Source organism: Streptococcus oralis (genome assembly GCF_002386345.1).
GTDB classification, from domain to species: domain Bacteria; phylum Bacillota; class Bacilli; order Lactobacillales; family Streptococcaceae; genus Streptococcus; species Streptococcus oralis_S.
In genome coordinates, this window is the sequence record NZ_CP023507.1 from 749,101 (window position 1) to 764,972 (window position 15,872).

Annotated in this window: 14 protein-coding genes; 12 read left to right on the forward strand and 2 right to left on the reverse strand. The window is 40.9% G+C overall.

The features are described from left to right. Window positions 1-4: 4 nt before the first annotated feature. The 6 genes from sufD (at window position 5) to CO686_RS03790 (ending at window position 6,597) form a co-directional block, all read left to right on the forward strand. Entirely contained in the window at window positions 5-1,267 is a 1,263-nt protein-coding gene (gene sufD / locus CO686_RS03765) for a Fe-S cluster assembly protein SufD (protein WP_000159660.1), read from the forward strand. Window positions 1,268-1,277: 10 nt separating this feature from the next. Continuing rightward, entirely contained in the window at window positions 1,278-2,504 is a 1,227-nt protein-coding gene (locus CO686_RS03770) for a cysteine desulfurase (RefSeq protein ID WP_096753529.1), read from the forward strand. Next, window positions 2,491-2,931 (forward strand): Fe-S cluster assembly sulfur transfer protein SufU, encoded by a 441-nt coding sequence (sufU, locus tag CO686_RS03775; protein WP_096753530.1) that lies wholly within the window; start codon window positions 2,491-2,493, stop codon window positions 2,929-2,931. Before CO686_RS03770 ends, sufU begins: the two co-directional genes overlap by 14 nt. Before the next feature lie 57 nt (window positions 2,932-2,988). Next, on the forward strand, window positions 2,989-4,401 hold the full coding sequence (sufB, locus tag CO686_RS03780) for a Fe-S cluster assembly protein SufB (protein WP_084849775.1): 1,413 nt from the start codon (window positions 2,989-2,991) through the stop codon (window positions 4,399-4,401). Between the two features lie 19 nt (window positions 4,402-4,420). Next, window positions 4,421-4,990, forward strand: a complete 570-nt coding sequence (locus tag CO686_RS03785) for a hypothetical protein (RefSeq protein ID WP_049479370.1) — start codon at window positions 4,421-4,423, stop codon at window positions 4,988-4,990. Between the two features lie 209 nt (window positions 4,991-5,199). Then, on the forward strand, window positions 5,200-6,597 hold the full coding sequence (locus CO686_RS03790) for an APC family permease (protein ID WP_096753531.1): 1,398 nt from the start codon (window positions 5,200-5,202) through the stop codon (window positions 6,595-6,597). Between the two features lie 22 nt (window positions 6,598-6,619). Here the strand turns inward: CO686_RS03790 and CO686_RS03795 are convergent, their stop codons facing one another. Then, a complete protein-coding gene (locus CO686_RS03795) occupies window positions 6,620-7,468 on the reverse strand; it encodes a YitT family protein (protein ID WP_000619787.1) in 849 nt (282 codons plus the stop codon). A gap of 141 nt (window positions 7,469-7,609) precedes the next feature. Here CO686_RS03795 and CO686_RS03800 point away from each other — a divergent pair, with 141 nt between their 5' ends. After that, entirely contained in the window at window positions 7,610-8,446 is an 837-nt protein-coding gene (locus tag CO686_RS03800; protein ID WP_096753532.1) for a DegV family protein, read from the forward strand. Between the two features lie 107 nt (window positions 8,447-8,553). Further along, complete coding sequence (locus CO686_RS03805; RefSeq protein ID WP_001284636.1) at window positions 8,554-8,829, forward strand: HU family DNA-binding protein; 276 nt, start codon at window positions 8,554-8,556, stop codon at window positions 8,827-8,829. A gap of 131 nt (window positions 8,830-8,960) precedes the next feature. Here CO686_RS03805 and CO686_RS03810 read toward each other — a convergent pair whose 3' ends face one another. Next, on the reverse strand, window positions 8,961-9,947 hold the full coding sequence (locus tag CO686_RS03810) for an L-lactate dehydrogenase (RefSeq protein WP_000204722.1): 987 nt from the start codon (window positions 9,945-9,947) through the stop codon (window positions 8,961-8,963). 194 nt (window positions 9,948-10,141) lie between these two features. On the opposite strand from CO686_RS03810, the gene gyrA reads away from it, so the two are divergent. From gyrA to CO686_RS03830, 4 genes are all read left to right on the forward strand, one after another. After that, window positions 10,142-12,610: a DNA gyrase subunit A gene (gene gyrA / locus CO686_RS03815; RefSeq protein ID WP_096753533.1), complete on the forward strand. Its 2,469-nt coding sequence runs from the start codon at window positions 10,142-10,144 to the stop codon at window positions 12,608-12,610. Continuing rightward, a complete protein-coding gene (locus CO686_RS03820; protein WP_000018505.1) occupies window positions 12,610-13,356 on the forward strand; it encodes a class A sortase in 747 nt (248 codons plus the stop codon). Before gyrA ends, CO686_RS03820 begins: the two co-directional genes overlap by 1 nt. Window positions 13,357-13,551: 195 nt before the next feature. Beyond that, complete coding sequence (locus CO686_RS03825) at window positions 13,552-14,349, forward strand: formate/nitrite transporter family protein (protein WP_096753534.1); 798 nt, start codon at window positions 13,552-13,554, stop codon at window positions 14,347-14,349. Between the two features lie 150 nt (window positions 14,350-14,499). Next, a complete protein-coding gene (locus CO686_RS03830) occupies window positions 14,500-15,780 on the forward strand; it encodes an O-acetylhomoserine aminocarboxypropyltransferase/cysteine synthase family protein (protein WP_000196316.1) in 1,281 nt (426 codons plus the stop codon). Window positions 15,781-15,872 lie beyond the last annotated feature (92 nt).

Consider the following 15,872-nt stretch of genomic DNA (forward strand, 5'->3'; position numbering starts at 1 on the left):
GTAAATGACTAAAGAGAATATTAAACTTTTTTCAGAAATGCACGCTGAACCAAGCTGGTTGGCTGACCTCCGTCAAAAAGCTTTTGATAAGATTGAGAGTTTGGAATTACCAGTTATTGAGCGTGTCAAATTTCACCGTTGGAATCTGGGAGATGGAACCATCACAGAAAGTGAACCTTCAGCAAATGTTCCTGACTTCACGGCTCTAGATAATCACTTGAAGTTGGTGCAAGTAGGAACGCAGACTGTTTTTGAACAAACTCCAGTTGAATTGGCTGAACAAGGAGTAGTCTTTACAGACTTTCACTCAGCTTTAGAAGAAATTCCAGAACTTATCGAGGAATTCTTCATGTCATCAGTTAAGTATGATGACGACAAGTTGGCAGCCTACCACACGGCTTACTTTAACAGTGGTGCTGTTCTCTACATTCCTGATAACGTTGAGATTACAGAGCCAATCGAAGGAATTTTCTACCAAGACAGCGATAGCGATGTGCCATTTAACAAGCATATTCTGATCATTGCAGGTAAAAACTCTAAAATCAGCTACCTTGAACGTCTTGAGTCTCGTGGCCAAGGTAGTGCCAAGGCAACTGCTAATATCACGGTCGAAGTGATTGCTCGTTCAGGTGCGCAAGTGAAATTTGCAGCCATTGACCGTTTAGGTGAAAATGTCACTGCCTATATTAGCCGTCGTGGTAAACTAGGCAACGATGCAAGCATTGACTGGGCAATCGGTGTCATGAACGAAGGAAATGTTGTTGCGGACTTTGATAGCGATTTGATTGGAAATGGTAGCCATGCTGACCTTAAAGTCGTAGCTCTTTCAAGTGGCCGTCAGGTTCAAGGGATTGATACTCGAGTGACTAACTATGGTTGCAACTCTATCGGAAATATCCTCCAACATGGGGTTATCCTTGAAAAAGCAACTTTGACCTTCAATGGTATTGGACACATTATCAAGGGTGCTAAGGGAGCTGATGCGCAGCAAGAAAGTCGTGTTCTCATGCTTTCAGATCAGGCTCGTTCAGATGCCAACCCAATTCTTTTGATTGATGAAAATGACGTAACTGCAGGTCACGCGGCTTCTATCGGACAAGTAGATCCAGAAGATATGTACTACCTCATGAGCCGTGGCTTGGATAAGGCGACTGCTGAGCGTTTGGTTGTTCGTGGTTTCCTTGGCTCCGTAATTGTTGAGATTCCAGTCAAAGAAGTTCGTGATGAAATGATTGCAACGATCGAAGAAAAATTGTCAAAACGCTAAGGGGAAGCCTATGTTAGATGTAGAAGCGATTCGCAAGGATTTTCCAATTTTGGACCAGATTGTCAACGATGAACCTCTGGTCTATCTGGACAATGCTGCGACGACACAAAAACCACTAGCAGTTCTTGAAACGATTAACCGCTACTATGAGCAGGACAATGCCAATGTTCACCGTGGTGTTCATACCTTGGCGGAGCGAGCAACAGCTTCTTATGAAGCTGCTCGTGAAACCATTCGTAAGTTTATCAATGCAGGCTCTACAAAGGAAGTTCTCTTTACCAGAGGAACGACAACCAGTCTTAACTGGGTGGCACGCTTTGCTGAGGAGATTTTGACTGAGGGAGACCAGGTCTTGATTTCTGTCATGGAACACCATTCTAATATCATTCCATGGCAGGAAGCTTGTCGCAAGACTGGGGCAGAGCTTGTCTATGTCTATCTCAAGGATGGAGCTCTGGATATGGATGACTTGAGGGCTAAATTGACTGATAAAGTTAAGTTTGTCTCCATAGCTCACGCCTCAAATGTTCTGGGTGTGGTCAATCCGATTAAAGAAATCACACAAATGGCCCACCAAGTTGGAGCTATCATGGTAGTGGATGGTGCTCAATCTACGCCTCATATGAAGATTGATGTCCAGGACTTGGATGTGGACTTCTTCGCCTTTTCAGGTCACAAGATGGCTGGTCCGACTGGCATCGGTGTGCTTTACGGTAAAGAAAAGTATCTGGAACAAATGTCTCCAGTTGAATTTGGCGGTGAGATGATTGATTTCGTCTATGAGCAATCTGCTAGTTGGAAGGAATTGCCTTGGAAATTTGAGGCTGGAACGCCAAATATGGCAGGTGCTATCGGACTTGCTGCAGCAGTGGATTATCTGGAAAAGATTGGCATGGATGCCATTGAAGCGCATGAACAAGAATTGATTGCATACGTCTATCCAAAATTGCAGGCCATTGAAGGCTTGACCATTTATGGTTCGCAGGACCTGGCTCAACGTTCAGGTGTCATTGCTTTTAACTTAGGGGATCTTCATCCCCATGACCTAGCTACAGCACTTGATTATGAAGGAGTAGCAGTTCGAGCCGGTCACCATTGCGCCCAACCTTTGCTCCAATATTTGGAAGTCCCAGCAACAGCTCGTGCAAGTTTTTATATCTACAATACCAAGGCAGATTGTGACAAACTAGTCGATGCCCTACAAAAGACAAAGGAGTTTTTTAATGGCACTTTCTAAACTAGATAGCCTTTATATGGCAGTGGTGGCAGACCATTCGAAAAATCCACATCGCCAAGGGAAGCTGGAAGATGCTGAGCAAATCAGCCTCAATAATCCAACCTGTGGGGATGTTATCAACCTCTCTGTCAAGTTTGATGCAGAGGACCGTTTGGAAGATATTGCTTTTCTAAATTCAGGATGCACGATTTCAACTGCCTCTGCTAGTATGATGACAGATGCTGTTTTGGGCAAGAGCAAACAAGAAATTCTAGAACTTGCAACCATCTTTTCTGAAATGGTTCAAGGTCAAAAGGATGACCGCCAAGACCAACTTGGAGACGCGGCTTTCTTATCAGGTGTTGCCAAATTCCCACAACGGATTAAGTGTGCAACTCTAGCTTGGAATGCCCTTAAGAAAACAATTGAAAATCAAGAAAAACAGTAAGACAAGTTTCTTTTGTCTTATGAATCATTAGTAATATAGAATGAAAGAAAGGATATTATGGCTGAAGAAAGAGTAGAACCAAAACCAATTGACCTTGGTGAATATAAATTTGGTTTCCATGACGATGTAGAGCCTGTCTTATCGACAGGAAAAGGATTGAACGAAGAAGTCATTCGCGAATTATCAGCTGCTAAGGGAGAACCTGAGTGGATGTTAGAATTCCGTTTGAAGTCTTATGAAACCTTCAAAAAAATGCCTATGCAAACCTGGGGAGCAGACTTGTCAGAGATTGACTTTGATGACTTGATCTACTACCAAAAACCTTCTGATAAACCAGCCCGTTCTTGGGATGAAGTTCCTGAAAAAATCAAAGAAACCTTTGAACGTATCGGTATTCCAGAAGCTGAACGTGCTTATCTAGCAGGTGCCTCTGCCCAGTACGAGTCAGAAGTGGTATACCACAACATGAAGGAAGAGTTTGAGAAGTTAGGAATTATCTTTACAGATACGGATTCTGCCCTCAAGGAATACCCAGACTTGTTTAAACAATACTTTGCGAAGTTGGTACCACCGACTGATAACAAGTTGGCGGCCCTCAACTCAGCAGTATGGTCGGGTGGAACCTTTATCTACGTGCCAAAAGGTGTCAAGGTAGATATTCCACTTCAAACCTACTTCCGTATCAACAACGAAAATACAGGTCAGTTCGAACGTACCTTGATTATCGTTGATGAGGGAGCAAGCGTCCACTACGTAGAAGGCTGTACAGCGCCAACTTATTCAAGTAACAGCTTGCACGCTGCCATTGTAGAAATTTTCGCTTTGGACGGAGCTTATATGCGTTATACAACCATCCAAAACTGGTCTGATAATGTCTATAACTTGGTAACAAAACGTGCCAAAGCTTTGAAAGATGCAACTGTTGAGTGGATCGATGGAAACTTAGGTGCCAAAACAACTATGAAATACCCATCTGTTTACCTAGATGGAGAAGGAGCACGTGGTACCATGCTTTCAATCGCCTTTGCTAACGCAGGGCAACATCAGGATACTGGTGCCAAGATGATCCACAACGCCCCACATACAAGCTCGTCTATCGTGTCTAAATCCATCGCTAAAGGCGGAGGAAAGGTGGACTACCGTGGACAAGTAACCTTTAACAAGAACTCTAAGAAATCTGTTTCCCACATCGAGTGTGATACCATTATCATGGATGACTTATCAGCTTCAGATACCATTCCATTTAATGAAATTCATAACTCGCAAGTTGCATTGGAACACGAAGCCAAAGTATCTAAGATTTCAGAAGAACAACTATACTACCTCATGAGCCGTGGTTTGTCAGAATCTGAGGCAACAGAGATGATCGTTATGGGGTTTGTCGAACCCTTCACAAAAGAACTTCCAATGGAATACGCAGTTGAGCTTAACCGCTTGATTAGTTATGAAATGGAAGGATCTGTCGGATAAATCCAAAAAGGAGAAGCAAATGGGATTCTTAAAAAAATTATTTGGTAATGTTGAAAAAGCGAATAAAGGTGAAATTCCTGTCGAGGAAATTGTTCCACCTTTTACAATTGATTTAGCAGAAGAAGCAGATGATTATTGGAGACAAATGGAACAAAACCTCTTGATAAACGCTGTAAAAGCTGCTGGTGGTCCTGAGACAGTAGAACGTGCTTTTGTTCTTGCTAATTTCAAGGAAAATCAAGAAACCTTTGAGCTCTTTTATCAGGTAAATGGTCAACTTCTTTCATGGAGAGAGATGGATGCGACTGTTGTTGATAAAATCAGCAATCAACTCCTTCCGCAAGCGACAGAAGTAGCGCGTGCAGTAAATGAAAATTATGAAGAGGCAAATGTACCAGTAATCCAGTACGCTATGCTTCAGTTTGAAACTGCAACCATGGCTTGGTTTGGTCGGAAGCTGACAACAGCTTCTCCAGAAGCCCAATTGACTTTTGAAGAATTGGTATCTGGTTGGCGCGCTATTTTGGAACAAGAAGTTCCAAATCGTTCTTTAGATAGTGACCGTCCCTTCCCTTACTTTGAAGTTTAAAAAATCCCAAATCCCTAAAAAACTTTCAATGGAGTATACTGAGCCTACTCGCTTGATTAGTAACAAATTGAAAGAATCAGTGGGTAAAAATGCAAAATCTGAACAGGAAGAGTTCCTGTTCAGATTTTTTTCAAAAAGGACCTAATAAATATTCACAAAAATACTTTTATATGGTAAAATAAAACAATTACATTTAGTGGAGATAAAGTATGAATATTTTTAGAACCAAGGATGTTAGTCTGAGACAGACAGAGATGCACCGTCATTTGAAATTGTGGGATTTGATTCTATTGGGAATCGGTGCCATGGTAGGAACTGGGATTTTTACCATTACAGGAACTGCAGCAGCAACACTTGCCGGTCCATCACTAGTGGTTTCCATCGTGATTTCTGCCCTGTGTGTTTCTCTATCAGCTCTCTTTTTTGCAGAATTTGCCTCTCGTGTACCTGCAACTGGAGGTGCTTATAGTTATCTCTATGCGATTTTGGGAGAATTGCCAGCCTGGATTGCTGGCTGGTTGACCATCATGGAATTCATGACGGCTGTTTCAGGTGTGGCGTCTGGCTGGGCAGCTTACTTTAAGGGCTTACTCAGTGATTATGGTATTTCCATGCCCCAAGCCTTGAATGGAACCTTTAATCCTGAACAGGGAACCTATATCGATCTTCTGCCTATTTTAGTACTGACATTGGTAACGGGATTGGTTTTATTAAATTCTAAGGCAGCTTTGAGATTTAATTCGCTTTTAGTGGTCTTGAAATTCTCAGCTCTCGCCTTATTTATCCTAGTTGGTATTTGGTACATCAAACCTGAAAATTGGTCGAATTTTGCTCCTTTTGGCTTTGGCCAGATTTATGGAGGAAGCACTGGGATTATGGCAGGTGCATCTTTGATGTTTTTTGGGTTTCTCGGATTTGAGTCTATTTCCATGGCAGTTGATGAAATTCAAAGTCCTCAAAAAAATATTCCCCGCGGAATCGTGCTTTCTCTGACAATCGTCACCATTCTCTATGCTTTGGTAACCTTAGTATTGACAGGGATTGTTCACTACAGTAAGCTCAATGTGGACGATGCAGTAGCATTTTCATTACGGAGTATTGGTATCGGCTGGGCGGCCAATTATATTTCGCTCGTAGCCATTCTAACCCTGATAACCGTATGTATCTCTATGACTTATGCTTTGTCTCGGATGATTTATAGCTTAGCACGTGATGGACTTTTACCTCAAAGTTTCAAACAATTAAGCAAGACTAGTCGCGTTCCTAAAAATGCGACTCTCTTAACAGGAGTTGCTTCAGCTATTGCTGCAGGAGTCTTTCCTCTAGCCAGTATTGCAGCCTTCTTAAATATCTGTACCTTAGCTTATCTCATTTTGCTAGCCTATGGAATAATAAAACTCAGAAAGGATAAGGGCATGCCAAAAGAGGGAGAGTTTAAAACTCCCTTGGTGCCACTCTTGCCAATTCTTTCCATTCTTATCTGTGTTTCCTTTATGCTTCAATATAGTCTAGATACCTGGATTGCCTTTGGCATTGCTCTTCTAGTTGGTCTAGTCATTTACTTTGCTTATGGGTTCCGCCATTCAACCCTCGCAGAAGCAGAATAAAAGCTGGGAATTCCCAGCTTTTTTAATCTTTCACATAAGTAAATCCTTCACCCAGAATTTCATGAGCCTCAGTGATGGTGATAAAGGCTTGAGGATCAATTTTGTGAATCATATCTTTCATTTTAACGATTTCGTTTCGACCGACGATACAGTAGATAATTTTTAGATCCTTTTTGCTGTAGTATCCTTGACCAGATATAAAGGTAACGCCACGTCCGAGTTCATCGTTAATCTCTTTGGCCAATTGATCAGGATATTGGGTAATAATCATAAATCCTTTACCAGCATAACCTCCTTCGCCTATCAAGTCGATAACACGAGCGATGATAAAGTCAAACAAGAGGGTATAGGTAACTAGACGAAGATCCTGGAAGATAATCAAAATCAACATTAGGATAAAAAAGTCAATCCCAAAGAGCAATTTACCAATCGAAATATTGGTGTATTTGTTGAGGATACGGGCAACGATATCAGAGCCACCAGTGGTTCCACCAGCATTAAAGATAATCCCTAAACCAACCCCCAGTAAGACTCCTGAGACTAAAGCAACAATGATGAGATCACCTTGCAAGTCGATGTGCAAAGGAATACGCTCAAAAATTGCTAGCCAAACGGAAAGTGAAATAGATCCAAGAAGGCTGGAGTAGAGGGTCTTAGGTCCAAATATTTTCCAAGCCAGGATAAATAAAGGGATATTAATCAAGAGGTTCATCAATGAGACAGGAATCTTAAAAAGGTAGTAGGTAATCAAGGTAATACCTGTCGCCCCTCCCTCAAATAAATGATAAGGAACAACAAAGTAGGTAAGACCGAAGGCATAGATAGCAGCTCCAAGAATAATGGTGATAATCGGTTGAAGTTTTCGAATCATGGCTGTTCCTCACTTTTCTATAGATAGATTATACCAAAAATTCAGTTCTTTTCATCGGATCACTTATGATTTTTTATCATTTTTTTGATATAATAAAGGAGAAAATCCCAATCCTATCGAGAAGAATAGAAAGATTGAATTATGACACAAGTAAAAATTGTAACGGACTCTTCTGTTACTATCGAACCAGAAGTAGTTAAAGAATTAAATATCACAGTTGTCCCTCTATCAGTTATGATTGATAGTGTGCTTTATTCGGATGCAGATTTGAAAGAGGGAGAATTCCTTCATCTTATGCAACAAAGCAAGAATCTGCCTAAAACAAGCCAGCCACCTGTAGGAGTGTTTGCTGAGGTCTTTGAAGAACTAGGTAAAGATGGCAGTCAAATTATCGCTATTCACATGTCCCATGCCTTGTCTGGAACTGTTGAAGCTGCTCGCCAAGGGGCAAGTCTCTCAACTGCTGATGTAACGGTTATTGATAGTTCCTTTACAGATCAAGCGATGAAGTTCCAAGTTGTTGAAGCCGCAAAACTTGCTAAAGAAGGTAAAGACTTAGAAACGATCTTAGCTCATGTAGAGGACGTTAAAAATCATACAGAACTCTATATTGGTGTTTCGACGCTAGAAAACTTAGTTAAGGGTGGTCGTATTGGACGTGTGACAGGATTACTAAGCTCACTCTTGAATATTCGTGTAGTAATGCAGATGAAAAACCACGAACTCCAACCAATCGCCAAAGGACGTGGAGCGAAAACTTTCAAAAAGTGGCTTGAGGAATTAACCGAGACTCTTTCCAAAAAATCAGTTGCAGAAATTGGAATTTCCTATGCTGGAACGAACGAATGGGCGAATGAGATGAAGGCATTATTGCAACCTTATGTTGAGAAGCCAATCTCTGTATTGGAAACTGGCTCTATTATTCAAACTCATACTGGAGAGAATGCTTGGGCGATTCTAATTCACTACAATTCCTAAAAAAATAGAGAAAAAATGGTCAAAATAGTGTTTTTGACTTGACCTATAACCGATTTTAGGATATGATTATATTTGTTAATTAGAAATTATTTGGAGGATTTGTTAACATGGCAAACAAACAAGATTTGATCGCTAAAGTAGCAGAAGCTACAGAATTGACTAAGAAAGATTCAGCAGCAGCAGTTGACGCTGTATTTGCAGCAGTAACTGAATACCTTGCAGCTGGTGAAAAAGTTCAATTGATCGGTTTCGGTAACTTTGAAGTTCGTGAGCGTGCTGCACGTAAAGGTCGCAACCCACAAACTGGTAAAGAAATCAAAATCGCAGCTTCTAAAGTTCCAGCATTCAAAGCTGGTAAAGCTCTTAAAGACGCTGTTAAATAATGAATTTTCAAAAAGCCTATTGTATCAAGCTTCATTGTTTGGTCGATAGGCTTTTTTTGTTTATTTGAAAAGTTGATGTTATGATTCTTTGCAAAAGAAAAAGGTTCCCATGTTTGAGAACCTTCTTTTCATTAGTTTTTAGAAGCTGCTTGGAATTCAGGGTTTTTCCATGCTTCATCAATGATAGCTTGCAATTCTTTAGCAGATGCTTGCATTTTTTGAGTTTCAGCGTCGTTCAATGGAATGTTTACTGGACGAACGATACCATGTGCACCAACAACAGCTGGTTGACCGATAAAGACGTTTTTAACACCGTATTGACCTTCTTGGAAGACTGAAAGTGGAAGTACTGCATTTTCGTCATCAAGGATTGCTTTTGTGATACGAGCAAGTGCTACTGCGATACCGTAGTAGGTAGCTCCTTTTTTGTTAATGATTGTGTAAGCAGCGTCACGAACACCTTCGAACAATTCAATCAATTCAGCTTCTTGAACGTTTTGAGTATCTTTAAGGAATTCTTCAAGGTTTACACCAGCGATGTTAGCGTGTGACCAAACCGCAAATTCAGAATCTCCGTGTTCACCCATGATGTAGGCGTGAACGGAACGAGCATCAACATCCAATTTTTCAGCAAGTGCTTGACGGAAACGTGCTGAGTCAAGTGAAGTACCTGAACCGATAACACGTTCTTTAGGGAATCCAGAGAATTTCCAAGTTGAGTAAGTCAAAACGTCAACTGGGTTAGCTGCAACAAGGAAGATACCATCGAAACCTGATTCAACAACTTGTGTTACGATTGATTTGTTGATAGCCAAGTTTTTACCTACAAGGTCAAGACGAGTTTCACCTGGTTTTTGAGGAGCACCTGCAGTGATAACAACAAGGTCAGCGTCTGCACAGTCAGAGTATTGAGCAGCATAGATTTTTTTAGGTGAAGTGAAGGCAAGGGCGTGGCTAAGGTCAAGCGCATCACCAACAGCTTTTTCGTGCAATTGTGGAATTTCGATAATTCCAAGCTCTTGTGCAATTCCTTGGTTAACAAGTGCGAAAGCGTAAGATGAACCTACGGCACCGTCACCAACAAGGATCACTTTTTTGTGTTGTTTAGTTGAAGTCATTATCTAAACATCTCCTTCATTTTTTTTTAGGGGAATCCCCAGACACTTTCATTCTATCACTTTTAAAAAGCTTTGTCACGAATATTCTATTCGGTTATTGATGTAAACGTTTTAGTGGTTTTCAAAGACTGAAATGAAGGACAAATTATGGTATAATATATCTAATTACTAATAGTGAAATGAGGCATTTATGAATGCAGGATAGAAATTTAGTGAATGTCAATCTGACAAAGGAGATGAAGACCAGCTTTATCGACTACGCCATGAGCGTTATCGTTGCGCGGGCCCTTCCTGATGTTCGAGATGGCTTAAAACCTGTTCACCGTCGTATTCTATACGGAATGAATGAACTAGGTGTTACACCAGACAAACCTCATAAAAAGTCAGCCCGTATTACAGGGGATGTTATGGGTAAATACCACCCACACGGAGATTCCTCTATCTATGAAGCTATGGTTCGTATGGCCCAGTGGTGGAGCTACCGTTACATGCTTGTTGATGGGCATGGAAACTTTGGTTCTATGGACGGGGACGGTGCTGCCGCGCAGCGGTACACTGAGGCACGTATGAGCAAGATTGCTCTTGAAATGCTTCGTGATATCAATAAAAACACCGTTGATTTCGTAGACAACTACGATGCTAACGAACGTGAACCCTTGGTTTTGCCAGCTCGTTTTCCAAACCTTTTGGTCAATGGAGCAACGGGTATCGCTGTTGGGATGGCAACCAATATTCCACCTCACAACTTGGGTGAAACCATTGATGCAGTGAAGTTGGTTATGGATAATCCTGAAGTGACGACTAAGGACTTGATGGAAGTCTTGCCTGGTCCAGATTTTCCGACTGGTGCTCTTGTCATGGGGAAATCAGGGATTCATAAGGCTTATGAGACTGGTAAAGGTTCCATTGTCCTTCGTTCTCGTACAGAGATTGAAACCACTAAGACGGGTCGTGAGCGGATTGTTGTAACGGAATTCCCTTATATGGTTAATAAAACCAAGGTACATGAGCATATTGTTCGCTTGGTTCAGGAAAAACGAATTGAGGGAATTACAGCTGTACGTGATGAGTCCAACCATGAAGGAGTTCGCTTTGTAATCGAGGTTAAACGCGACGCGTCTGCCAACGTTATCCTTAACAACCTCTTCAAGATGACCCAGATGCAAACCAACTTTGGTTTCAACATGTTGGCGATTCAAAATGGCGTGCCAAAAATCTTGTCCCTTCGTCAAATTTTGGATGCTTATATCGAGCACCAAAAAGAAGTGGTTGTTCGCCGTACTCGTTTTGACAAGGAAAAAGCAGAAGCGCGTGCGCACATCTTAGAAGGTCTTCTAATTGCACTTGACCATATCGACGAAGTGATTCGTATTATCCGTGCAAGTGAAACAGATGCCGAAGCACAAGCTGAGTTGATGAGCAAGTTTAAGCTTTCAGAGCGTCAAAGTCAAGCTATCCTTGATATGCGTCTTCGTCGTTTGACAGGATTGGAACGTGATAAGATTCAGTCTGAATATGATGAATTAATTGCCTTGATTGCAGATTTGGCTGATATTCTTGCCAAACCTGAGCGCGTGGCGCAAATCATCAAAGAGGAATTGGACGAAGTCAAACGCAAGTTTGGTGACAAGCGTCGTACGGAGTTGATGTTCGGAGAAGTCTTAACTCTTGAAGATGAAGATTTGATTGAAGAAACGGATGTCTTGATTACCCTATCTAACAAGGGCTATATCAAACGTTTGGACCAAGGTGAGTTCACTGCTCAAAAACGTGGTGGCCGTGGAGTTCAAGGTACGGGAGTTAAGGATGATGACTTTGTGCGTGAGTTGGTTTCAACCAGCACCCATGATCATTTGCTCTTCTTTACTAATAAAGGACGCGTATACCGACTAAAAGGTTATGAAATCCCTGAATACGGTCGTACTGCTAAGGGCTTGCCAGTTGTCAATCTATTGAAGTTGGACGAAGGTGAGAGTATTCAGACCATCATCAACGTTGAGTCTGAACGTAGTGATGACGCCTATCTCTTCTTCACAACCCGTCACGGTATCGTGAAACGAACCAGTGTTAAAGAGTTCGCTAATATTCGTCAAAATGGACTGAAAGCTTTGAATCTCAAGGATGAAGATGAACTGATTAATGTCTTGCTGACAGAAGAAGATACGGATATTATCATTGGTACCAAGTTTGGTTATGCCGTTCGCTTTAATCAATCAGCTGTTCGTGGCATGAGCCGTATCGCGACAGGTGTCCGAGGAGTCAATCTTCGTGACGGTGACACAGTAGTTGGTGCTAGCGTGATTACAAACCAAGACGAAGTTCTTATCATCACTGAAAAAGGATATGGTAAACGTACACTTGCTACTGAATATCCTACTAAAGGCCGTGGTGGTAAAGGGATGAAGACAGCCAATGTTGCTGAGAAGAATGGTCCTCTGGCAGGTCTTCTTACTGTTAAAGGAGATGAAGACCTGATGATTATCACAGATACAGGTGTCATGATCCGTACTAACGTTGCCAATATTTCACAAACTGGACGCTCAACTATGGGAGTTAAGGTGATGCGTCTAGATCAGGATGCTAAGATTGTGACCTTTACAACGGTTGCTGCGGCAGAAAAAGAAGAAGTTGGGACTGAAATTGAAACAGAAGGTGAAGTATAATGTCTCATAAAAAAACGAAAAATAAGAAGAATAAGCGCAGAAATCTATTTATTAATATTTTAGCAGGTTTCTTAATTCTTTTATCGCTAGCTTTAATTTTTAATTCAAAAATTCGCGATATCTTTTTGGTCTGGAATACCAATAAATACCAAGTCAATCAAGTCACTAAGGAAAATATAGATGAAAATCTAAAAACCGAAGGGAATTTTGATTTTGACTCTGTTAAGTCTATTTCATCCGAAGCTGTATTGGCTTCACAATGGGATGCTCAGAAACTTCCCGTTATTGGAGGTATTGCTATTCCCGAAGTGGAGATAAACTTACCGATTTTTAAAGGTTTGGACAATGTAAACCTGTTCTACGGAGCAGGGACCATGAAACCAGATCAAAAAATGGGAGAAGGCAACTATTCTCTAGCAAGTCACCATATCTTTACTGCTGAAAATGCCAGTCAAATGCTTTTCTCACCTTTGGTCAATGCCAAAGCGGGTATGAAAATTTATCTGACGGATAAGGATAAAGTTTATACTTATGAGATTACAGAAGTAAAACGTGTTACACCAGACCGTGTAGACGAAATCGATGATCGTATTGGTGTGCAGGAAATTACTTTGGTTACTTGTGTTGATTATGATGAAACCGAGCGTATAATCGTCAAAGGTATCTTTAAAGAATCAAAAGCTTATTCTGAGACTTCTGAGGATATTTTGAAGGCCTTTAATCAACCGTATAGACAACGATATTAAGAATGAACCAGTGAAGTGCTATTTCACTGGTTTTTTATATGAATAAATAGAATCAAAATAGTTCTTATGAAAAAGGTTTGTAAGCCTTACGATATAGATTTTTAAGATAAATATTTTAGAAATTTACAGAAAACGCTTTCGAGAAAATAAGAATTATGTTATAATTATCACAAATAAAAGTTTTAGGAGTTTTTTATGGTCTCTTCAGAATTTATTTCAAAGATTGAATTTGCTTGCAAGAAGAAAGAAAGTCTTTATAGCCAAAGTAAGTTTAAGTATGCGATTCGTTCCATGTTTGCAGGTGCCTTTTTAACATTTAGTACGGCTGCGGGTGCGGTTGGGGCTGACTTGATAAATAAAATTGCTCCAGGTAGTGGACGTTTCCTCTTCCCATTTGTTTTTGCTTGGGGATTGGCCTACATTGTTTTCTTGAATGCTGAGCTGGTAACTTCAAATATGATGTTTTTAACAGCTGGTAGTTTCTTGAAAAAAATCTCTTGGAGAAAAACAGCTGAGATTTTACTTTACTGTACCTTGTTCAACCTTATCGGAGCTTTGATTGCAGGTTGGGGCTTTGCCCACTCAGCAGCCTATGCAAATCTGACACATGATAGCTTCATTTCAGGGGTTGTAGAGATGAAGTTAGGCCGTTCCAATGAGTTAGTCTTACTTGAAGGTATTTTAGCCAATATCTTTGTAAACATTGCCATTCTTTCATTTGTTTTGGTGAAAGACGGTGGAGCTAAACTTTGGCTTGTCTTATCAGCAACTTACATGTTTGTATTCTTAACAAACGAACACATCGCAGCCAACTTTGCTTCTTTTGCGATTGTTAAGTTTAGTGTTGCAGCAGATTCAATTGCTAATTTTGACATTCCTAATATTCTTCGTCACTGGGGTGTAACCTTTATCGGGAACTTTATCGGAGGAGGTCTCTTGATGGGCTTACCTTACGCCTTCCTCAATAAAAATGAAGATACTTATGTCGATTAAAGAAATGAGCACGAGTGAATCGTGCTTTTTTGTTTGATGTGTAAGACTAGTCATAGTTGTTCCTTATATCAAAATATAGAAAAACGGTATTGGAAAAGACTAGCCCAAGATGATACAATATCCCTAATGAAGCTATTTGGAGGTCGTCTTATGACTCGTGATTTTAAATTTGAAACTCTACAATTACATGCTGGGCAAGTAGTTGATCCAGCAACTAAGTCTCGTGCAGTACCGATTTATCAAACAACATCCTTCGTTTTTGATGACACGCAGGAAGGTGCAGATCTGTTTGCCTTGAGAAAACCAGGAAACATTTATACTCGTATTACCAATCCTACAACAGCGGCATTTGAAGAAAGAATCGCTGCTCTTGAAGGTGGTGTTGGAGCACTAGCGACAGCATCAGGTATGGCTGCTGTAACCTACACTATTTTGGCGCTTGCTCACGCAGGTGATCATGTGGTGGCTGCATCAACTATTTACGGTGGGACCTTCAACCTCTTGAAGGAAACCCTTCCTCGTTATGGGATTACAACAACCTTTGTGGATGTGGATAATTTGGAGGAAGTAGAAGCAGCTATCAATGACAATACCAAACTTGTCTTGATTGAAACCTTGGGGAATCCCTTGATTAACATTCCTGACTTAGAAAAATTGGCTGAGATTGCGCATAAGCACAATATTCCTCTCATTTCAGACAACACTTTTGCCACACCATATTTGATTAACGTCTTCTCTCACGGTGTAGATATTTCCATTCACTCAGCAACTAAGTTTATCGGTGGGCACGGTACGACTATTGGAGGAGTGATTGTCGATAGCGGTCGTTTTGACTGGGCAGCTTCAGGGAAATTCCCTCAATTTGTTGAGGAAGACCCAAGTTACCACAACTTGAGCTATACTCGTGATGTGGGTGCAGCAGCCTTTATTATCGCTGTTCGTGTTCAATTGCTCCGTGATACAGGTGCTGCCTTGTCACCATTTAATGCCTTTCTCTTGCTCCAAGGGCTTGAAACTCTCTCTCTTCGTGTTGAACGTCACGTGCAAAATGCAGAGAAAATTGTTGATTTCCTTGTCAACCATCCTAAGGTAGAAAAAGTCAACTATCCAAAACTAGCGGACAGCCCATATCATGCCTTGGCTGAGAAATATTTGCCAAAAGGTGTTGGTTCAATCTTTACCTTCCATGTCAAAGGTGGAGAGGCAGAAGCTCGTAAAGTAATTGATAATTTGGAAATCTTCTCTGACCTTGCGAACGTTGCAGATGCCAAATCGCTTGTTGTTCATCCAGCGACAACCACTCACGGTCAGTTGTCAGAAAAAGATCTAGAAGCAGCAGGTGTCACACCAAACCAAATCCGCTTGTCAATCGGTCTTGAAAATGTAGAGGATTTGATTGAAGATTTGCGCTTGGCCTTGGAAAAAATTTAAAGTAAAAGATATAAACAGTGGGTTTCGACTCACTGTTTTTGATTTTCCCTCAGGCATGATATAATGGTTAGAGAAGTCTAGAAAGAGGAAAG